The organism is Mumia flava, assembly GCF_002797495.1.
Lineage (GTDB): Bacteria > Actinomycetota > Actinomycetes > Propionibacteriales > Nocardioidaceae > Mumia > Mumia flava.
This window is the reverse complement of sequence record NZ_PGEZ01000001.1, coordinates 2,815,427-2,831,757: the sequence shown is the minus strand read 5'-3', so window position 1 is coordinate 2,831,757 and position 16,331 is coordinate 2,815,427. Positions and strand designations below refer to the sequence as shown.

At 70.5% G+C, this 16,331-nt stretch carries 12 protein-coding genes; 1 reads left to right on the top strand and 11 read right to left on the bottom strand.

The genetic code is table 11. The features are described from left to right. Window positions 1-157: 157 nt before the first annotated feature. From CLV56_RS13195 to groES, 10 genes are all read right to left on the bottom strand, one after another. A complete protein-coding gene (locus CLV56_RS13195; RefSeq protein ID WP_245857812.1) occupies window positions 158-688 on the bottom strand; it encodes a DinB family protein in 531 nt (176 codons plus the stop codon). Further along, the gene (gene guaA, locus CLV56_RS13190) at window positions 685-2,241 is read right to left on the bottom strand and encodes a glutamine-hydrolyzing GMP synthase (protein WP_039342080.1); all 1,557 of its coding nucleotides are present in this window, start codon (window positions 2,239-2,241) and stop codon (window positions 685-687) included. The genes CLV56_RS13195 and guaA overlap by 4 nt, the downstream gene beginning before the upstream one ends. A 288-nt stretch (window positions 2,242-2,529) precedes the next feature. Further along, window positions 2,530-4,233, bottom strand: a complete 1,704-nt coding sequence (locus CLV56_RS13185; RefSeq protein ID WP_039341978.1) for a GMC family oxidoreductase N-terminal domain-containing protein — start codon at window positions 4,231-4,233, stop codon at window positions 2,530-2,532. Then, entirely contained in the window at window positions 4,230-5,846 is a 1,617-nt protein-coding gene (locus CLV56_RS13180; RefSeq protein WP_039342077.1) for a succinic semialdehyde dehydrogenase, read from the bottom strand. The genes CLV56_RS13185 and CLV56_RS13180 overlap by 4 nt, the downstream gene beginning before the upstream one ends. A gap of 132 nt (window positions 5,847-5,978) precedes the next feature. Beyond that, window positions 5,979-7,082, bottom strand: a complete 1,104-nt coding sequence (locus CLV56_RS13175; protein WP_039341975.1) for a GuaB3 family IMP dehydrogenase-related protein — start codon at window positions 7,080-7,082, stop codon at window positions 5,979-5,981. Window positions 7,083-7,173: 91 nt separating this feature from the next. Next, window positions 7,174-8,691, bottom strand: coding sequence for an IMP dehydrogenase (gene guaB, locus CLV56_RS13170; RefSeq protein WP_039341972.1), 1,518 nt, complete (start codon window positions 8,689-8,691; stop codon window positions 7,174-7,176). 81 nt (window positions 8,692-8,772) lie between these two features. Then, window positions 8,773-9,579, bottom strand: coding sequence for a hypothetical protein (locus CLV56_RS13165; RefSeq protein ID WP_039341971.1), 807 nt, complete (start codon window positions 9,577-9,579; stop codon window positions 8,773-8,775). Next, on the bottom strand, window positions 9,576-10,163 hold the full coding sequence (locus CLV56_RS13160) for a sigma-70 family RNA polymerase sigma factor (protein ID WP_039341969.1): 588 nt from the start codon (window positions 10,161-10,163) through the stop codon (window positions 9,576-9,578). Before CLV56_RS13160 ends, CLV56_RS13165 begins: the two co-directional genes overlap by 4 nt. A 145-nt stretch (window positions 10,164-10,308) precedes the next feature. Then, the gene (gene groL / locus CLV56_RS13155; protein ID WP_039341967.1) at window positions 10,309-11,901 is read right to left on the bottom strand and encodes a chaperonin GroEL; all 1,593 of its coding nucleotides are present in this window, start codon (window positions 11,899-11,901) and stop codon (window positions 10,309-10,311) included. Between the two features lie 96 nt (window positions 11,902-11,997). Beyond that, window positions 11,998-12,297: a co-chaperone GroES gene (gene groES / locus CLV56_RS13150; protein WP_039341966.1), complete on the bottom strand. Its 300-nt coding sequence runs from the start codon at window positions 12,295-12,297 to the stop codon at window positions 11,998-12,000. A 217-nt stretch (window positions 12,298-12,514) separates the two neighbouring features. On the opposite strand from groES, the gene CLV56_RS13145 reads away from it, so the two are divergent. After that, window positions 12,515-13,687: a class I SAM-dependent methyltransferase gene (locus tag CLV56_RS13145; protein ID WP_039341964.1), complete on the top strand. Its 1,173-nt coding sequence runs from the start codon at window positions 12,515-12,517 to the stop codon at window positions 13,685-13,687. 71 nt (window positions 13,688-13,758) lie between these two features. On the opposite strand, the gene CLV56_RS13140 is transcribed toward CLV56_RS13145, so the two are convergent. Continuing rightward, entirely contained in the window at window positions 13,759-16,209 is a 2,451-nt protein-coding gene (locus tag CLV56_RS13140; protein ID WP_170224792.1) for an Ig-like domain-containing protein, read from the bottom strand. Between the last annotated feature and the right edge of the window lie 122 nt (window positions 16,210-16,331).

Sequence of the window (16,331 nt, the reverse complement as noted above, 5' to 3'; positions counted from 1 at the left end):
ACCGATCAGCCAGCGCCCGCGTCGACCCGCCGCCAGCACCACTGAACAGCCCGCCGGAGAACACCGACGGGCCCGTTCGCACGCCCACACAGGCGTCGGCCCGGGGCCCGAGACGCATGCGAGGGCGGGGCCAGGCCCAAGCGCCGGGAGCCGAGGCTCAGACGCGACGGACGTCGTACGCGTGGTGCTCGATGTCGTGCAGGAAGTACGCAGCAAAGGTGGCGACGGAGAACACAGCTCCGTCGTTGCGCCGCCCCGTCCGACCCCACGCATCATCGGGGACAGCGTCGAACGCAGCCGCGGTCAGTCCGGCCTCCCGCACCAGGGCCGTTCCGACCTCGGCCGGATCCTGCGCGCCGTAGTCCTGCTCGACGGCGGTGGCGTCCTGGTCCCAGTTCGCGAACAGCGGATCGTCCTCGCCCAGCATGAGTGCGAGCCGCTCACGGAACAGCGTGAGCACGTCGCGGACGTGACAGGCGTACTCCAGCGGCGACCACGTCGCGTCGTCCGGGCGTACCACCACATCGGGTCGTGCGAGCACCTCGGCCCACCCGGTCGCGTTCGCTCGGACCCGGTCGCCCGTCCGTACGACATCGAGCGCCGTGGGGTCGAACCCGCACTCCTCGCACGGCTGGCGCGTCGCCCAGGTCCAGTCCTTCGTGTCAGGGATGATCGGCACGGTGCTCACTCCCACTCGATGGTGCCCGGAGGCTTGCTGGTCACGTCGAGCACGACACGGTTGACCTCGGGGACCTCATTGGTGATCCGTGTCGAGATCCGCTCGAGCAGCTCGAACGGGAGCCGGCTCCAGTCCGCCGTCATCGCGTCCTCGCTGGAGACCGGACGCAGCACGATCGGGTGACCGTACGTCCGCCCGTCACCCTGGACGCCGACCGACCGGACATCGCCGAGCAGGACGACCGGGAACTGCCAGACGTCACGGTCGAGACCGGCCGCCGTGAGCTCTTCACGCGCGATCGCATCGGCCTCGCGGACGATCCGTAGCCGCTCGGCGTCCACCGCGCCGACGATCCGAATCGCGAGCCCGGGGCCCGGGAACGGATGCCGCCACACCATCGCCGGAGGGAGTCCGAGCTGCTCCCCGACCTGCCGGACCTCGTCCTTGAAGAGCGTCCGCAGCGGCTCGATCAGGCTGAACTGGAGGTCCTCCGGCAGGCCTCCGACGTTGTGGTGGCTCTTGATGTTCGCGGCGCCTTCGCCTCCCCCCGACTCGACCACGTCGGGGTAGAGCGTGCCCTGCACCAGGAACCGCACGGGAGTGCCGGGAGTCTGCAAGATCTCGATCTCGGCCGCCTCGAACGTCCGGATGAACTCGCGCCCGATGATCTTGCGCTTCTCCTCGGGGTCGGTCACCCCGGCGAGATGGCCGAGGAACTGGTCGGCGGCGTCGACGACCTTGAGGTTCACGTCCGTGGCCGCGACGTAGTCCCGCTCGACCTGGGCGGCCTCGTCCTTGCGAAGCAACCCGTGGTCGACGAACACGCAGGTGAGCTGGTCACCGATGGCTCGCTGGACGAGTGCGGCCGCGACCGAGGAGTCCACACCACCGGACAGCGCGCAGATCACCCGCGCGTCACCGACCTGCTCCCGGATCCGCTCGACCTGCTCGTCGACGATGTTGACCATCGTCCAGGTCTGACGGCACCCCGCGATGTCCACGAGGAAGTGCTCGAGGATCCGCTGGCCGTGCTCCGAGTGCATCACCTCGGGGTGCCACTGGACGCCCGCGAGACCGCGCTCGGGCGCTTCGAACGCCGCGACCGTCGCCCGAGGAGAAGACGCGGTGACACGGAAGCCTTCCGGCGCCCGGACCACCTCGTCGCCGTGCGACATCCAGGACCGCAGCGTGGCCGGAAGGCCGGCCAGGAGCACCCCCGGATCGGAGACACCGACGTCCGTCCGGCCGTACTCGCGCTTGCCGGTGTTCGCGACATCTCCGCCGAGCGCGAGAGCCATCGCCTGGAATCCGTAGCAGATCCCGAACACCGGCGTCTCCGCAGCGAAGATCCCTGGATCGAGCGCCGGCGCGCCGGGCTCGTACACCGAGGAGGGACCGCCCGAGAGGATGATCGCCTTCGGGTTCTTGGCGAGCATCTGCTCGACCGGCATCGTGTGCGGGACGATCTCGGAGTAGACCTTCGCCTCCCGGACACGCCGCGCGATCAGCTGGGCGTACTGGGCACCGAAGTCGACGACGAGGACCAGGTCGTGATCGGGAATCTCGGACACCCCGCGATCCTATCGGCCCCGACGGTGCCGCCCGTCCGTCGGTCGAGCCCGTCGAGACACCCGCGAGTCGCCGCTGGTGGGGTCGCGAGTCACGTTTGGCTGGGCCGCGAGTCACCGGCGACGTCCGCGAGGGAATGGGGTCGTGCCTGCGTACGTGCCACCGTGCCGCACGTGCCTGCGCAGCCACCCACACGTGGCGCGCTTCGCAGGCACGTTCTCGCGCTCCGTCTCCCGGGGACGCAGATGCCTGCACGACGACCGGCCCGCGGGGGCGGGGCGTCAGGTGATGTCGACGATGGGGAGACGCAGGGCGCCGGGAGCCTCGTCGGGGACGACCGGCGCTTTCGGAGCGACCGGGTCGACCCGGCGGTATGCGCCGCCGAGTGCGGGGCGCGGATCGGTCTCACCGCGGTTCGGCCACATCGCCATCGCCCGCTCCGCCTGGGCGGTGATCGTGAGCGACGGGTTCACCCCGAGGTTCGCGCTGATCGCGGCACCGTCCACGACGTGCAGCCCTTCGTGCCCGTAGAGCCGGTGATACGGGTCGATCACCCCGGATACCGCCGAGTCGCCGATCGCGCAGCCGCCGATGAAGTGTGCCGTGAGCGGGATGTTGAACGGCTCCCCGATCGTGCCGCCTGGCCAGCCGTCGACCTTCTCAGCAGTCCGCCGCACGGCCTCGTTGGCCTTGGGGATCCACGACGGATTGGGCTCGCCCTCGCCCTGGCGCGACGTCATCCGCAGCCGGCCGGTCAGCCGTGACCGCTTGACGTAGGTGGTGATCGAGTTGTCCACGGTCTGCATCACCAGCATGATGATGACCCGCTCCGACCAGTGCTTCAGGTCGTAGAGCTTGGCGATGTTGCGCTTCTGTCCCCACATCTCCTTCAGCCAGGTCTGCCAGCGAGGCCGTGGGCCGTCTCCGTCGGTCAGCACCGTCTGGAGCAGCGACATGGAGTTCGAGCCCTTGCCGTACCGTACGGGCTCGATGTGGGTGACCTCGTCCGGATGGAACGACGATGTGATCGCGACGCCTTCGGAGTAGTCGACGTCGTTCCCCGAGGCGATCGCGCCGAGCAGCGACTCGGAGTTCGTCCGGGTCAGCACGCCGAGGCGTGAGGAGACCCGGGGCAGCACGCCGTCACTGCGCATCCGGTGCAGCAGCTTCTGCGTCCCGAGCGCCCCGGCGGCGAAGACCACCTGGTCCGCAGTGAAGGTCCGCGCGACCGTCCGACGCCGATCCGTACGGCGCGTCTCCACCGCGTACCCACCTCCGGACCGCGGCCGTACGGCCGTCACCGTGGTGAGGTCGTGCACCTGCGCGCCCGCCTGCTCGGCGAGATAGAGGTAGTTCTTCATCAGCGTGTTCTTCGCGTTGTGGCGGCAGCCGGTCATGCACTCGCCGCAGTTCAGGCAGCCGGCGCGCTCGGGGCCGGCACCGCCGAAGTACGGGTCCGCGACCCGCTCCCCCGGCCCACCGAAGAAGACCCCGACCGGCGTCGGGTGGAACGTCTCGCCGACGCCCATGTCCTCGGCGACCTCACGCATCACCTTGTCCGCCGGCGACACGAACGGGTAGGTCGTCACGCCGAGCATCCGCTTGGCCTGGTCGTAGTACGGCGCGAGCTCCGACTTCCAGTCCGTGATGTGACCCCACGACCGATCGCGGTAGAACGGCTCGAGCGGCTCGTACAGGGTGTTCGCGTAGACCAGCGAACCACCGCCGACCCCGGCTCCGGACAGGATCATCACGTCCTTGAGGACGTTGATCCGCTGGATGCCGTAGCAGCCGACCTGGGGCGCGAACAGGTAGCGCCGCAGGTCCCAGGACGTGTCGGCGAAGTCCTCGTCGCCGAAGCGGGCCCCGGCCTCCAGGACGCCGACCCGGTAGCCCTTCTCCGTCAGCCGCAGCGCCGTGACGCTCCCGCCGAAACCGGACCCGACGACGAGGACGTCGTAGTCCGGTGTCGCACCGGAGCTCACCGGCGGCCCAGCTTCTTCAGCACGCGCAGCGCGGCGATCATCGTCTTCTCGTACGTCGCGTCGCCGACGAACCGCGGCGCGGCCAGCGGGACCAGCGACTGGCTCGCCACCGACTGCGTCTCGGTGTAGCGCAGGATGCCCTCCGCGCCGTGCCGCCTCCCGACCCCGGACTCACGCATGCCGCCCATCGGCGCCTCGACGCTGCCGAACGTGGCGGCGAAGCCCTCGTTCACGTTGACCGTCCCCGCCTTGATCCGGCCGGCGAGGGCACGGCCACGCTTCGCGTCGCGGGTGAAGATCGAGGCGTTCAGGCCGTACTCTCCGTCGTTCGCGCGTTCGATCGCCTCCGCCTCGCCCCCGAAACGGTAGAGCGAGACGACCGGGCCGAAGGTCTCCTCCGCGAAGCACGTCATCGTCGGGTCGACGCCCTCGAGCAGGGTGGGCTCGTAGAAGTACGGGCCGATGTCCGGGCGCGCTCGGCCACCCGTCAGGACGCGGGCCCCCCGGGCCACCGCGTCGTCGACGTGCCGTACGACCGTGTCGAGCTGCGCCTGCGAGACGAGGGAGCCCATGTCGGCGCCGTACCCGATCGTCGGGGCCAGCCGCATCCGCGAGACCCGCTCGACGAGCTTGGCGACGAACCGGTCGTAGACCGCGTCGGCGACGAACAACCGCTCGACCGACACGCACAGCTGGCCCGCCGAGGAGAAGCAGCCGCGGATCGCGCCCTCGACCGCGCGGTCGACGTCGGCGTCCGCGAGGACGAGCATCGGGTTCTTGCCGCCGAGCTCCAGGGATGCCGACACCAGGCGGTCGGCGGCCTGGGCCGCGACCCGCTTGCCGGTCGCGGTCGAGCCGGTGAAGCACACGTAGTCGGCCCGGTCGATGATCGCGGATCCGATCACCGAGCCGGCGCCGTACACGACCTGCCACAGCTGCGACGGGAAGCCCACCTCGTCCAGCAGCTCGACGGCAGCCAGCGCGGACAGCGGCGTCTGGCTGTCCGGCTTGTGCACGACTGCGTTGCCCGCCGCGATGGCCGGGATCCCGTCCGAGACGGCGAGCGTCAGCGGGTAGTTCCACGGAGAGATGATGCCGACGACACCCTTGGGTACGCGGTTGATCCGGGCGTGGGTGAGCATCGGATACACACCGGCGACCCGCTTGCCTCCGAGGTGCTTGCGCAGCGTGCGGCCGTAGTAGCGGGCGGTGAGCGCGACGTGGAGGACCTCGTCGAACGCGTGCGCCCGCGCCTTCCCCGCCTCCCACTGCACGAGATCCATCAGCTCGTCCGCGTGGTCGAGCACCGCGTCGTGCAGGTCGAGCAGGAGCGATGCCCGGTGGTCCAGCTCCGTACGCGCCCAGCTCCGCTGAACCGTGCGGGCCTCCTCGAACCCGGCCTCGACGTCGGCGACGTCCGAGAGCGGGATGCTCGCCACCGGCTGACCCGTGAACGGGGCCTCGGTCGTGACCGACCGGCCCGACGTCGCGCGGAGGCGGGCCGTGAGTGTGCGGACCCGAGCGGGATCGAGGGCGAACGCCGCGGTGGGGTCGTGCTCCGGGTCCGCCGGCAGAGCCGAGACGTCGGAGCGGCGGGGATCGTGGGCAGCCATGCAGATCACTGTAAAACGCCGGAGACCCGGTGGCTACCCTCCGGTAACGAAATGCATCACAATCGATGACACATCGTGACCGTCGCGATCACTCCCGCGACTCGACCGGCGAGGTGGCGAGCAGGTCGCTCCCTACTCGACGACGACCGCGACGCGCTGGAACTCCTTGAGCTCCGTGTACCCCGTCGTCGCCATCGCGCGGCGAAGGGCGCCGATCAGGTTCATCGTGCCGTCCGGGACGGTCGACGGCCCGAAGAGGACCGACTCGAACGACCCGACCCGGCCCAGGTCGATGCGCTGACCACGCGGCAGGTCCGCGTGCCAGGCCTCGGCGCCCCAGTGGAAGCCGCTGCCCGGCGCCTCCTCGGCCCGCGCGAACGGCGAGCCGACCATCACCGCGTCGGCACCGCACGCGATGGCCTTCGTCAGGTCGCCGCTCCGCCCGACCGAACCGTCGGCGATCACGTGGACGTACCGGCCGCCCGACTCGTCGAGGTAGTCCCGACGGGCCGCGGCGACGTCCGCGACGGCACTCGCCATCGGCACCGCCACCCCCAGCACCTGCCGGGTCGTGTGCGCCGCACCGCCACCGAATCCGACGAGCACACCGGCGGCACCCGTGCGCATCAGGTGCAGCGCCGCCTGGTGGGTCGCGCACCCGCCGACGATCACCGGCACGTCGAGCTCGTAGATGAACTCCTTGAGGTTCAGCGGCTCGGTCTGGCCGGACACGTGCTCCGCCGACACCGTGGTCCCGCGGATCACGAACAGGTCGACACCGGAGTCGACGACCGTCTGCGCGAACTGCTTGGTCCGCTGAGGCGACAGTGCGCCCGCGACCGTCACGCCCGACTCACGGATCTGCCGCATGCGCTCGGTGATCAGCTCGGCCTTGATCGGCTCGTCGTACATCCGCTGGAGCTTCAGCGTCGCCTCGGCGGGCTCGAGCCTGGCGACCTCCGCGAGCATCGGCCGGGGATCGTCGTAGCGAGTCCAGAGGCCCTCGAGGTCGAGCACGCCCAGGCCGCCGAGCTTGCCGAGCAGGATCGCCGTCTCGGGCGACATCACCGAGTCCATCGGCGCTGCGACCACCGGGATCTCGAACCGGTAGGCGTCGATCTGCCAGGCCGTCGAGACCTCCTCAGGATCGCGCGTACGCCGGCTCGGGACGATCGCGATGTCGTCGAACGAGTAGGCCCTGCGTCCGCGCTTGGCTGCGCCGATCTCGATGTCCATGCAGGCAGTCTAGTGACGGCGCCCACCCTCAGCCGCAGGCGTACGGGGTGCGCTGCGGGGCGTACGTCGCGGAGCCGGCGCGGGGTGCGCGTCAGCCGCGCGCGTAGTTCGGTGCCTCGACCGTCATCTGGATGTCGTGCGGGTGGCTCTCCTTGAGCCCGGCGGCGGTGATGCGGACGAATCGACCCTTCGTCTGCAGGTCCGGGATCGTGCGGGCTCCGACGTAGAACATCGACTGGTGCAGCCCACCGATGAGCTGGTGCGCGACGGCGCCGACCGGTCCGCGGTAGGCGACCTGGCCCTCGATCCCCTCGGGGACGATCTTGTCGTCGGAGGTGACGTCGGCCTGGAAGTAGCGGTCCTTGGAGTACGACTTCTTGCCGCGCGACGACATCGCAGCGAGCGAGCCCATCCCGCGATAGCTCTTGAACTGCTTGCCGTTGACGAAGATGAGCTCGCCCGGGCTCTCCTCGCAGCCGGCCAGCAGCGAACCGACCATCACGCTGTCCGCGCCGGCGACGAGGGCCTTCGCGATGTCGCCGGAGTACTGCAGGCCGCCGTCGCCGATCAGCGGGACGCCCGCGGGCTTCGTGGCCCGCGCCGCGTCGTGGATCGCCGTCACCTGCGGCACGCCCACCCCGGCGACGACGCGCGTGGTGCAGATCGAGCCGGGCCCGACCCCGACCTTGACCGCGTCGACGCCTGCCTCGACGAGCGCCTTCGCCCCTTCGTACGTCGCGACGTTGCCGCCGATCACCTGGACGTGGCTCATCGCCGGGTCGGCCTTGACCCGGCGCACCATCTCCAGCAGCGCCTTCGCGTGACCGTGCGCGGTGTCGACGACGAGAACGTCGACCCCGGCCTCGACGAGCGCACCCGCCCGCTCCCACGAGTCACCGAAGAACCCGACCGCAGCCCCGACCAGCAGGCGACCGTCGCCGTCGTAGCTGGCGTCGGGGAACTGCTCGGACTTCACGAAGTCCTTGACGGTGATCAGACCCCGCAGGTGCCCGGACTCGTCGACGAGCGGGAGGCGCTCCTTCTTGTGCGCCCGCAGCAGCTCCGCCGCCGCGTCACGGCCGATGCCGACGGGGCCCGTGATCAGCGGCATCGGCGTCATCACCTCGCCGACGGTGCGGGTCGCCCACTCGGCCACCGGGACGAAGCGCAGGTCGCGGTTGGTGACGATCCCGAGCAGGGTCTCGTCACCGTCGACGACCGGGAGTCCCGAGACGCGGTACTCGCCGCACACCTCGTCGAGCTCCTCCAGCGTCGCCTTCGGGCTGATCGTGATCGGGTTGCTGATCACACCGGTCTGCGTCCGCTTGACGAGGTCGACCTGGTAGGCCTGGTCGGCGACCGAGAGGTTGCGGTGCAGGATCCCGATCCCGCCCTGGCGCGCCATCGCGATCGCCATCCGGGCCTCGGTCACCGTGTCCATCGCCGCCGAGATCAGCGGGACGCGCAGCGAGATCTCGCGCGTCAGCCGGGAGGTCGTGTCGACCTCGCTGGGGATCACATCGGTCTCACCCGGAAGGAGCAGGACGTCGTCGTACGTCAGCCCGAGCGGGGCGAACATCTCCGGCACACCCGCAGCGTTGAGATCCATGGCGTCCTTCCTCGTGCTCCCGACTGCTCCCATCGTAGCGACCGGGGAAGCGAGACCGGACTGCCGGAACCGCGGAGGAACTCAGTCGTCGTGACGGTCGCGGCCGCCGCGTCCCCGACCGTCACGATCGCGGTCCGAGTCGTCGCCGCGGATGGACTCGTCGTCGTCACGATCACGGCCGGGCTCGTCCGCCTCCGGGTCGTCGTCCGACCACCACGGGAAGTCCGGCCACTCCCACTCCGGCGGGCCCTCCCGGTCCTCTCCGGGTGTCGGCGAGGTCCCTGGTGGCTGCGTCTCGGGAGGGGAGGTCTCCGGCGATGGCGTGGGTGCGGAGGGGCGGTCCGGTCGCGCGGGCCCGCCGGACCCGGGTCGGTCCTCCCGGCTGCCTTGGCGCGACACCTCCACCGGCTCGTCCACGCTCAGCGCATCGGCCGACCCCCGTCCGGCGAGGTGCTCAGGCGGCGGGCTAGCAGTCGGGGGTGGGGTCGCGGTCGACGGGAGGCGGTCGGCGGCCGTCGGCGACCCGATGTCCTCACCGACGCCGACGGCGTGCTTGACCACGAAGTGCAGGGGGGCCACCGGGTTGCCGGCGACCGCTTGGCTCACGCCCATCGCGAGGACGCAGGCCGCGCCGCCCACGAGGACGGCAGCGCGACGTGTCCGTGCCGGCGCCGGAGAACGCCGGTGCCCCGGCCGCGTCGACCGGATCGGCACCACCACGTCGGTCTCCGGCCCGGCCGCCTCGCCCACGGAGGTCGGCACCGTGTCGATCACCTGCGTGCGCCACGCCGCGAGGCCGTCGAGCAGCGGGTCGTCGCCGACCGGCTCACCGCGCCCGAGCGCATCGAGAAGTCGGTCGGTGTGCTCCAGCGGATCGTGCTCGCTCATGCCGTCACCTCCCCCCGGGTCGCGCGACGGTTGAGGTGGAGCTCGCGGAGCCGCTGGAGGGCCCGGTGCTGAGCGATCCGTACGGCGCCCGCCGACATCCCGAGGGTCAGGCCGACCTGGGTCGCCGGCAGTCCCAGCGCAACCCTCATGACGAGGACCTCACGCAGCCGGGTCGGGAGCGAGTCGAGCAGGCTCATCACGTCCTCGACCTCGAGCCGCTCGAGCACGTCGTGCTCCGGGGAGGGGACGGAGTCGGTCTCCGGAACCTCGTCGAACAGCACGACGGGCATCCGGTGGTGCGTCCGCTGGGCGTCGGCCACCTTGCGACTGCCGATCGCGTACACGAAGGCCTCGAACGGGACGCCCTGGTGGCGGTAGCGCGGCAGGGCCTCGAGCACGGCGATGCAGATCTCCTGGGCGACGTCCTCGGCGAGCTGGCGCGACGCGCCGTACCCGGCCAGCCGTGCCCGGCAGTAGCGCTGCGCGGCAGCCCGGACGGCACGCATCAGCTGGTCCATCACGAGGTCGTCGTCGAGCGCGCGGCGAGCGAGCTCGGTGAGATCCACGTCGGAGTGAGCGTCCATCGCGAGGAAGGCTCCCGGGGGCGAAGCGGTCGGTTGAGGATACGTTCCCACGTCTTCGCTGCGACGCGCCAGCGCTTGGCGAAATCAGGTCGGCCCGCCCCCGGTGACCGGGAGCGGGCCGACATGATGCGGAGCAGGACGCAGGTCAGTGCTGGTGACCCTCGTCCTCGTCCTCGGGCTTCTCGACCACGAGCGTCTCGGTGGTGAGCAGCATCGCGGCGATCGAGCCGGCGTTGGCGAGCGCGGAGCGCGTCACCTTCACCGGGTCGAGCACGCCCTGGCCGACCAGGTCGCCGTACTCGCCGGTCGCGGCGTTGTAGCCGTCACCGGTCTCGCGGACCTTCGCGACCACGACGTAGCCGTTCTCGCCGCCGTTCTCGGCGATCCAGCGCAGCGGCTCGACGGCCGAGCGGCGCACGATCGACACGCCGACCGCCTCGTCGCCGACCAGACCGAGGTCGTCTCCGAGCACCTCGACCGCGGTGACGAGGGCCGAGCCGCCGCCGGCGACGATGCCCTCCTCGATCGCGGCCCGGGTCGCCGAGACGGCGTCCTCGATCCGGTGCTTCTTCTCCTTGAGCTCGACCTCGGTCGCAGCACCGACCTGGATCACGCACACGCCGCCGGCGAGCTTCGCGAGACGCTCCTGGAGCTTCTCACGATCCCAGTCGGAGTCGGTGGACTCGATCTCGGCCTTGATCTGGTTCACGCGGCCCTCGACGTCGGCGTCGTCGCCGCCGCCGTCGATGATCGTCGTGTCGTCCTTGCCGACGACCACGCGACGCGCGCGTCCGAGGTCCTCGAGCCCGATCTGGTCGAGCTTGAGGCCGAGGTCGGGGGTGACGACCTGGGCGCCGGTGAGCACCGCGATGTCCTGCAGCATCGCCTTGCGACGATCGCCGAACGCCGGCGCCTTGACGGCGACCGAGGTGAACGTGCCGCGGATCTTGTTGACGACCAGGGTGGACAGCGCCTCGCCCTCGACGTCCTCGGCGATGATGAGCAGCGCCTTGCCGGCCTGGACGACCTTCTCCAGCAGCGGGAGCAGGTCGTTGACCGACGAGATCTTGCCCTGGTTCACCAGGATGTAGGGCTCGTCGAGCACCGCCTCCATGCGGTCGGTGTCGGTCACCATGTACGGCGACAGGTAGCCCTTGTCGAACTGCATGCCCTCGGTGAAGTCGAGCTCGGTGCCCATGGTGTTGGACTCCTCGACGGTGATGACACCGTCCTTGCCGACCTTGTCGAAGGCGTCCGCGATCAGCGAGCCGATGTGCGGGTCGCGCGCGGAGATCGTGGCGACGTGCGCCATGTCCTGCTTGTCGTCGACGTCGCGCGCGAGCTCGAGCAGACGGTTCGAGACGGCCTCCACGGCCGCGTCGATGCCGCGCTTGAGCGCCATCGGGTTGGTCCCGGCGGCCACGGCACGCAGACCCTCGTGGACCATCGCCTGGGCGAGGACCGTCGCGGTCGTGGTGCCGTCACCGGCGATGTCGTTGGTCTTGGTGGCGACTTCCTTGGCGAGCTGAGCGCCGAGGTTCTCGAACGGGTCGTCGAGCTCGACGTCACGGGCGACGGTGACACCGTCGTTCGTGATCGTCGGCGCGCCCCACTTCGAGTCGAGCACGACGTAGCGACCCTTGGGGCCGAGCGTCACCTTGACGGTGTCGGCCAGGGTGTCGACGCCGCGCTCGAGCGAACGACGAGCGCCCTCGTCGAACTCAAGAATCTTGGGCATGGGTTCCTCTTCGTGTCTCGTCCGGCCCGTCGCACGGGCCGTGGTGGTCGGGCCCCAGCCAGCCGCGTACGGCGGAGGCTGGGGCGCCCGGTCGTCTTACTTCTCGATGACCGCGAGGACGTCGCGCGCGGAGAGGATGAGGAACTCCTCGCCGTCGAACTTGACCTCGGTGCCGCCGTACTTGCTGAAGATGACCTTGTCGCCGACCTTGACGTCGACCGGGATGCGCTCGTCGCCGTCCTCGTTGAAACGGCCCGGGCCGACCGCGAGAACCTCACCCTCGGTGGGCTTCTCCTTGGCGGTGTCCGGGATGACCAGACCGGATGCGGTGGTCTGCTCCGCGTCGAGAATCTTGACGACGATACGGTCCTCGAGCGGCTTGATGGTGACCGACACTTGTCGACCTCCCCTTTCGGTGTGACCCCGGTGGTGAGTCGGGGGGATTCGTCCAATCGAGGTGCTCGTCGCACGCCGTCGCGGGGATCGTGCGGCAGTGCACCATTTAGCACCCACCATACGAGAGTGCTAACGCCTACCGTAGGTCGGGGCTGGCACTCGGTCAACCAGAGTGCCAATCCGTCGCACGTCCGGTCCGGCTGGGAGACTGAGTGCCATGGACGTCGCCACCTTCGAGCGCCTGCAGGGCGACGACGGTCGCAGCCTGATCGAGACGATCAGGACCTCCGCGCACACCGACGACCTCGCTCTCGGCACGGCGCTGCGGCGTGCCGGGCACAGCCCCGAGCTCGTGGCCGCCGCGATGTCGCAGGTCGCCCTGCGGCGCCGCGCCGAACGCAAGCTCGGCCCCGACGCCGCCCGGATGTGGTTCACGCCGGAGGCCCTCGAGCAGGCGACCCGCGCCACGGTGGCACGTCACCGCGCCGAGCGTCTCGTCGGCTGCGCACCCGGGGTCGTGATCGACCTCGGGTGCGGGATCGGGGCCGACCTGGTGGCGTTCGGGCGAGCCGGCGCCGACGTGCGCGGCATCGAGCAGGACCCGCTCCGGGCCGCCATGGCGCGCGCGAACATCGAGGCCCTCGGACTGCGGGCCACGGTCGAGGAGGGCGACGCGACCCGGGTCGTACCCGACCCCGACGACACGACCTACGTCGACCCGGCACGCCGTACCGCCCGGGGCCGAACCTTCGACCCGGGAGACTTCTCCCCGCCGTGGGACTTCGTCACCGGCCTGCTGACGGGGCGCGGCGTCGTCAAGACGATGCCCGGGATCGCTCACGGCGCCGTACCCGACGGCGTCGAGGCCGAGTGGGTCAGCGACGGCGGCGACCTGGTCGAGGCGTGCCTGTGGGGACGACCGTACGCCGGAGCGCGCCGCCGGGCGACGCTTCTCGACGGGGACCGCGTGGCGACGCTGACCGAGGCCGATGCCGTCGAGCCCGTGGTCGGCGAGCCCCAGGACTGGTGGTACGAGCCGGACGATGCCGTGATCCGGGCCGGTCTCGTGACCGCGGTGGCATCGATCGTCGGGGGATGCCTCGTCGACGAGCACATCGCGTACGTGTCGGCCCCGCAGCACGTCGTCACGCCGTACGCGACGGCCTATCGGGTGCTGGACGAGCTGCCGTACCGCGAGAAGGCGCTGCGTGCCGCGCTGCGCGCCCGCGACGTCGGGACACTGACCGTCAAGAAGCGCGGCGTCGGGGTCGACCCGACGGCGCTGGTCAAGCGGCTCGGCCTGCGCGGCACGACCACGGCCACGGTGGTCCTCACCCGGGTCGACGGGCAGGGGCGCGCGTTTCTGGTGGAGCGGACGACCTCGACGTGAGACACCGGTGGCGAGGCCCTCAGGACCTCGCCACCGGCGCTCAGCCGCGCATCATGCGCTCAGGATCGGACTCAGCGGAGCCCGAACTTCGGGCCGTGGCCGAGGCACTCCCACAGCTTGCAGGCGATCCACTTGAGCCACGTCCAGATCGACGCGTGCTTGCCCGGCTTGGGCCCGCACTTGTCGGCCGGCGGCTCGGTGACCTCGTCGACGGTCACCGTCACGGTGCCGGTCGCCTCGGCCTGACCGTCGGACACCGTGTAGGTGAAGGTGTCCTCACCGGTGAAGTCCGCCGCCGGGGTGTAGGTCACGTCCGGACCGTCACCCGAGACCGAGCCGTTGGACGGCTGGCTGTAGGTGTAGGTCAGGTCGTCACCATCGGCGTCCGCCCCGTCGAGCGTCACGTCGACCGCCACGCCCTCGTCGGTGCTGGCGGACACGTCACCGGCCGTCGGCGGCGTGTTCTCCACGACGACCTCGTTCACGGTCACGGTGACCGTGCCCGTCGCCTCGGCCTGACCGTCGGAGACGGTGTAGGTGAAGGTGTCCTCACCGGAGAAGCCGGCCGCCGGCGTGTAGGTCACGTCCGGACCGTCACCCGAGACCGAGCCGTTCGCCGGCTGCTCGTAGCTGTAGGTCAGGTCGTCACCATCGGCATCCGCCCCGTCGAGCGTCACGTCGACCGCCACGCCCTCGTCGGTGCTCGCCGCCACGTCACCGGCCGTCGGCGGCGTGTTCTCCACGACCACCTCGGTCACCGTCACCGTCACGGTCCCGGTCGCCGTACCGCCGTTGCCGTCGTCCACGGTGTACTCGAACGAGTCCTCACCGAAGAACCCGGCCGCCGGCGTGTAGGTCACGTCCGGACCGTCACCGGACACCGAGCCGTTGGACGGCTGGGTGTACGAGTACGTCAGAGCATCACCGTCGGCGTCCGCGCCGTCGAGCGTCACGTCGACCGCCGTGTCCTGCTCCGTCGACGCGGCCACGTCGTTCGCCGTCGGCGGTGTGTTGACCGCGACGTCGCTCACCGTCACGGTGACCGTGCCGGTGGCCGTACCACCGTTGCCGTCGTCGACGGTGTACTCGAAGGAGTCCTCACCGTCGAAGTCCGCCGCCGGGGTGTACGTCACGTCCGGACCGTCACCGGACACCGAGCCGTTGGCCGGCTGGGTGTACGAGTACGTCAGCTCGTCGCCGTCCGCGTCCGCGCCGTCGAGCGTGATGTCGACCGGGGTGTTCTCGTCGGTGGAGACCGAGACGTCGCCCGCGGTCGGCGGGGTGTTCACCGCGACGTCGTTGACCGTGACGGTCACGGTCCCGGTGGCCGTACCACCGTTGCCGTCGTCGACGGTGTACTCGAAGGAGTCCTCACCGTCGAAGTCCGCCGCCGGGGTGTACGTCACGTCCGGACCGTCGCCCGAGACCGAGCCGTTGGCCGGCTGGGTGTACGAGTACGTCAGCTCGTCACCATCGGCATCGGCCCCGTCGAGCGTGATGTCGACCGGGGTGTTCTCGTCGGTCGACGCCGAGACGTCGCCCGCGGTCGGCGGCGTGTTGTCGGCGACGTCGGCGACCGTCACGGTCACCGTCCCGGTGGCCGTACCACCGTTGCCGTCGTCCACGGTGTACTCGAAGGAGTCCTCACCGAAGAAGTCCGGGTCCGGGGTGTACGTCACGTCCGGACCGTCACCGGAGACCGAGCCGTTGGACGGCTGCGTGTACGAGTACGTCAGGTCGTCACCGTCCGCGTCCGCGCCGTCGAGCGTGATGTCGACCGGCGTGTCCTCGTCCGTGCTCGCCGCCACGTCGCCGGCCGTCGGGGCGGTGTTGCCCTCGACGATCGGGATCGCACCGAAGACGTCCGACTCGCTCGTGATGGTGCAGTCCATCGTGACCGCGCCCTCGCCACCGATCAGGCCGCCGCTGGCGTTGAGCAGCGACGCGGTGATGGTGAAGGCCCCCGGCATGTGGATCACCGCGTCCGTCGGGAGGACGATGTCGGGGTACTCGGCCTGGGACGGCACGGTGATCGGGGGCACGTCCCCCTCGGTCGGGATCAGCCACGGATCACCGACGTTCGGCGGGACCGGGCTGAAGGGCGCCGACAGGTTCTCGATCGGGTACACCAACGGGTCCGGCACGCCTTCGGCCGTGATCGAGATGCTCGCATCGTCCGAGTAGCCCCCGGCCTGACGCGCGCTCAGCAGGACGTACGTCGCGTTGCGCAGCGTCTCCGGCAGCGTGAGCGTGATCTGCGTCTTCCGGGTCGGGATGACCTCGCCGGGCTCCACCTCGTCCGGCACCGACACCTGGGCCCGCACCCCGACGTCGTGGATACCGAGCGGCAGCCCGGCAGCGACGGTGTCACAGTCGTAGTTGAAGTTCTCGTCGAAGTCGGCTGCGTGCGCCGTCCCGGCCCCCAGTGCGGTGGCGGTCAACGCCGTCCCCGCGACGAGAGCCCCCGATGCGAGCAGCGACAGCGAACGCCGTCCCTGCCGTCGTCTCGTGGTCTCGAACACTTGTGATCCCCTCCAGATCTCACGCGGCCCCCGTTGAGCCCCGTGCCTGGTGGCCGCCTCGGCAGGCGGCCACCGTGAGCAACGTCGCATACGTAACCGTGAGTTGCAATACCACTCGTGAG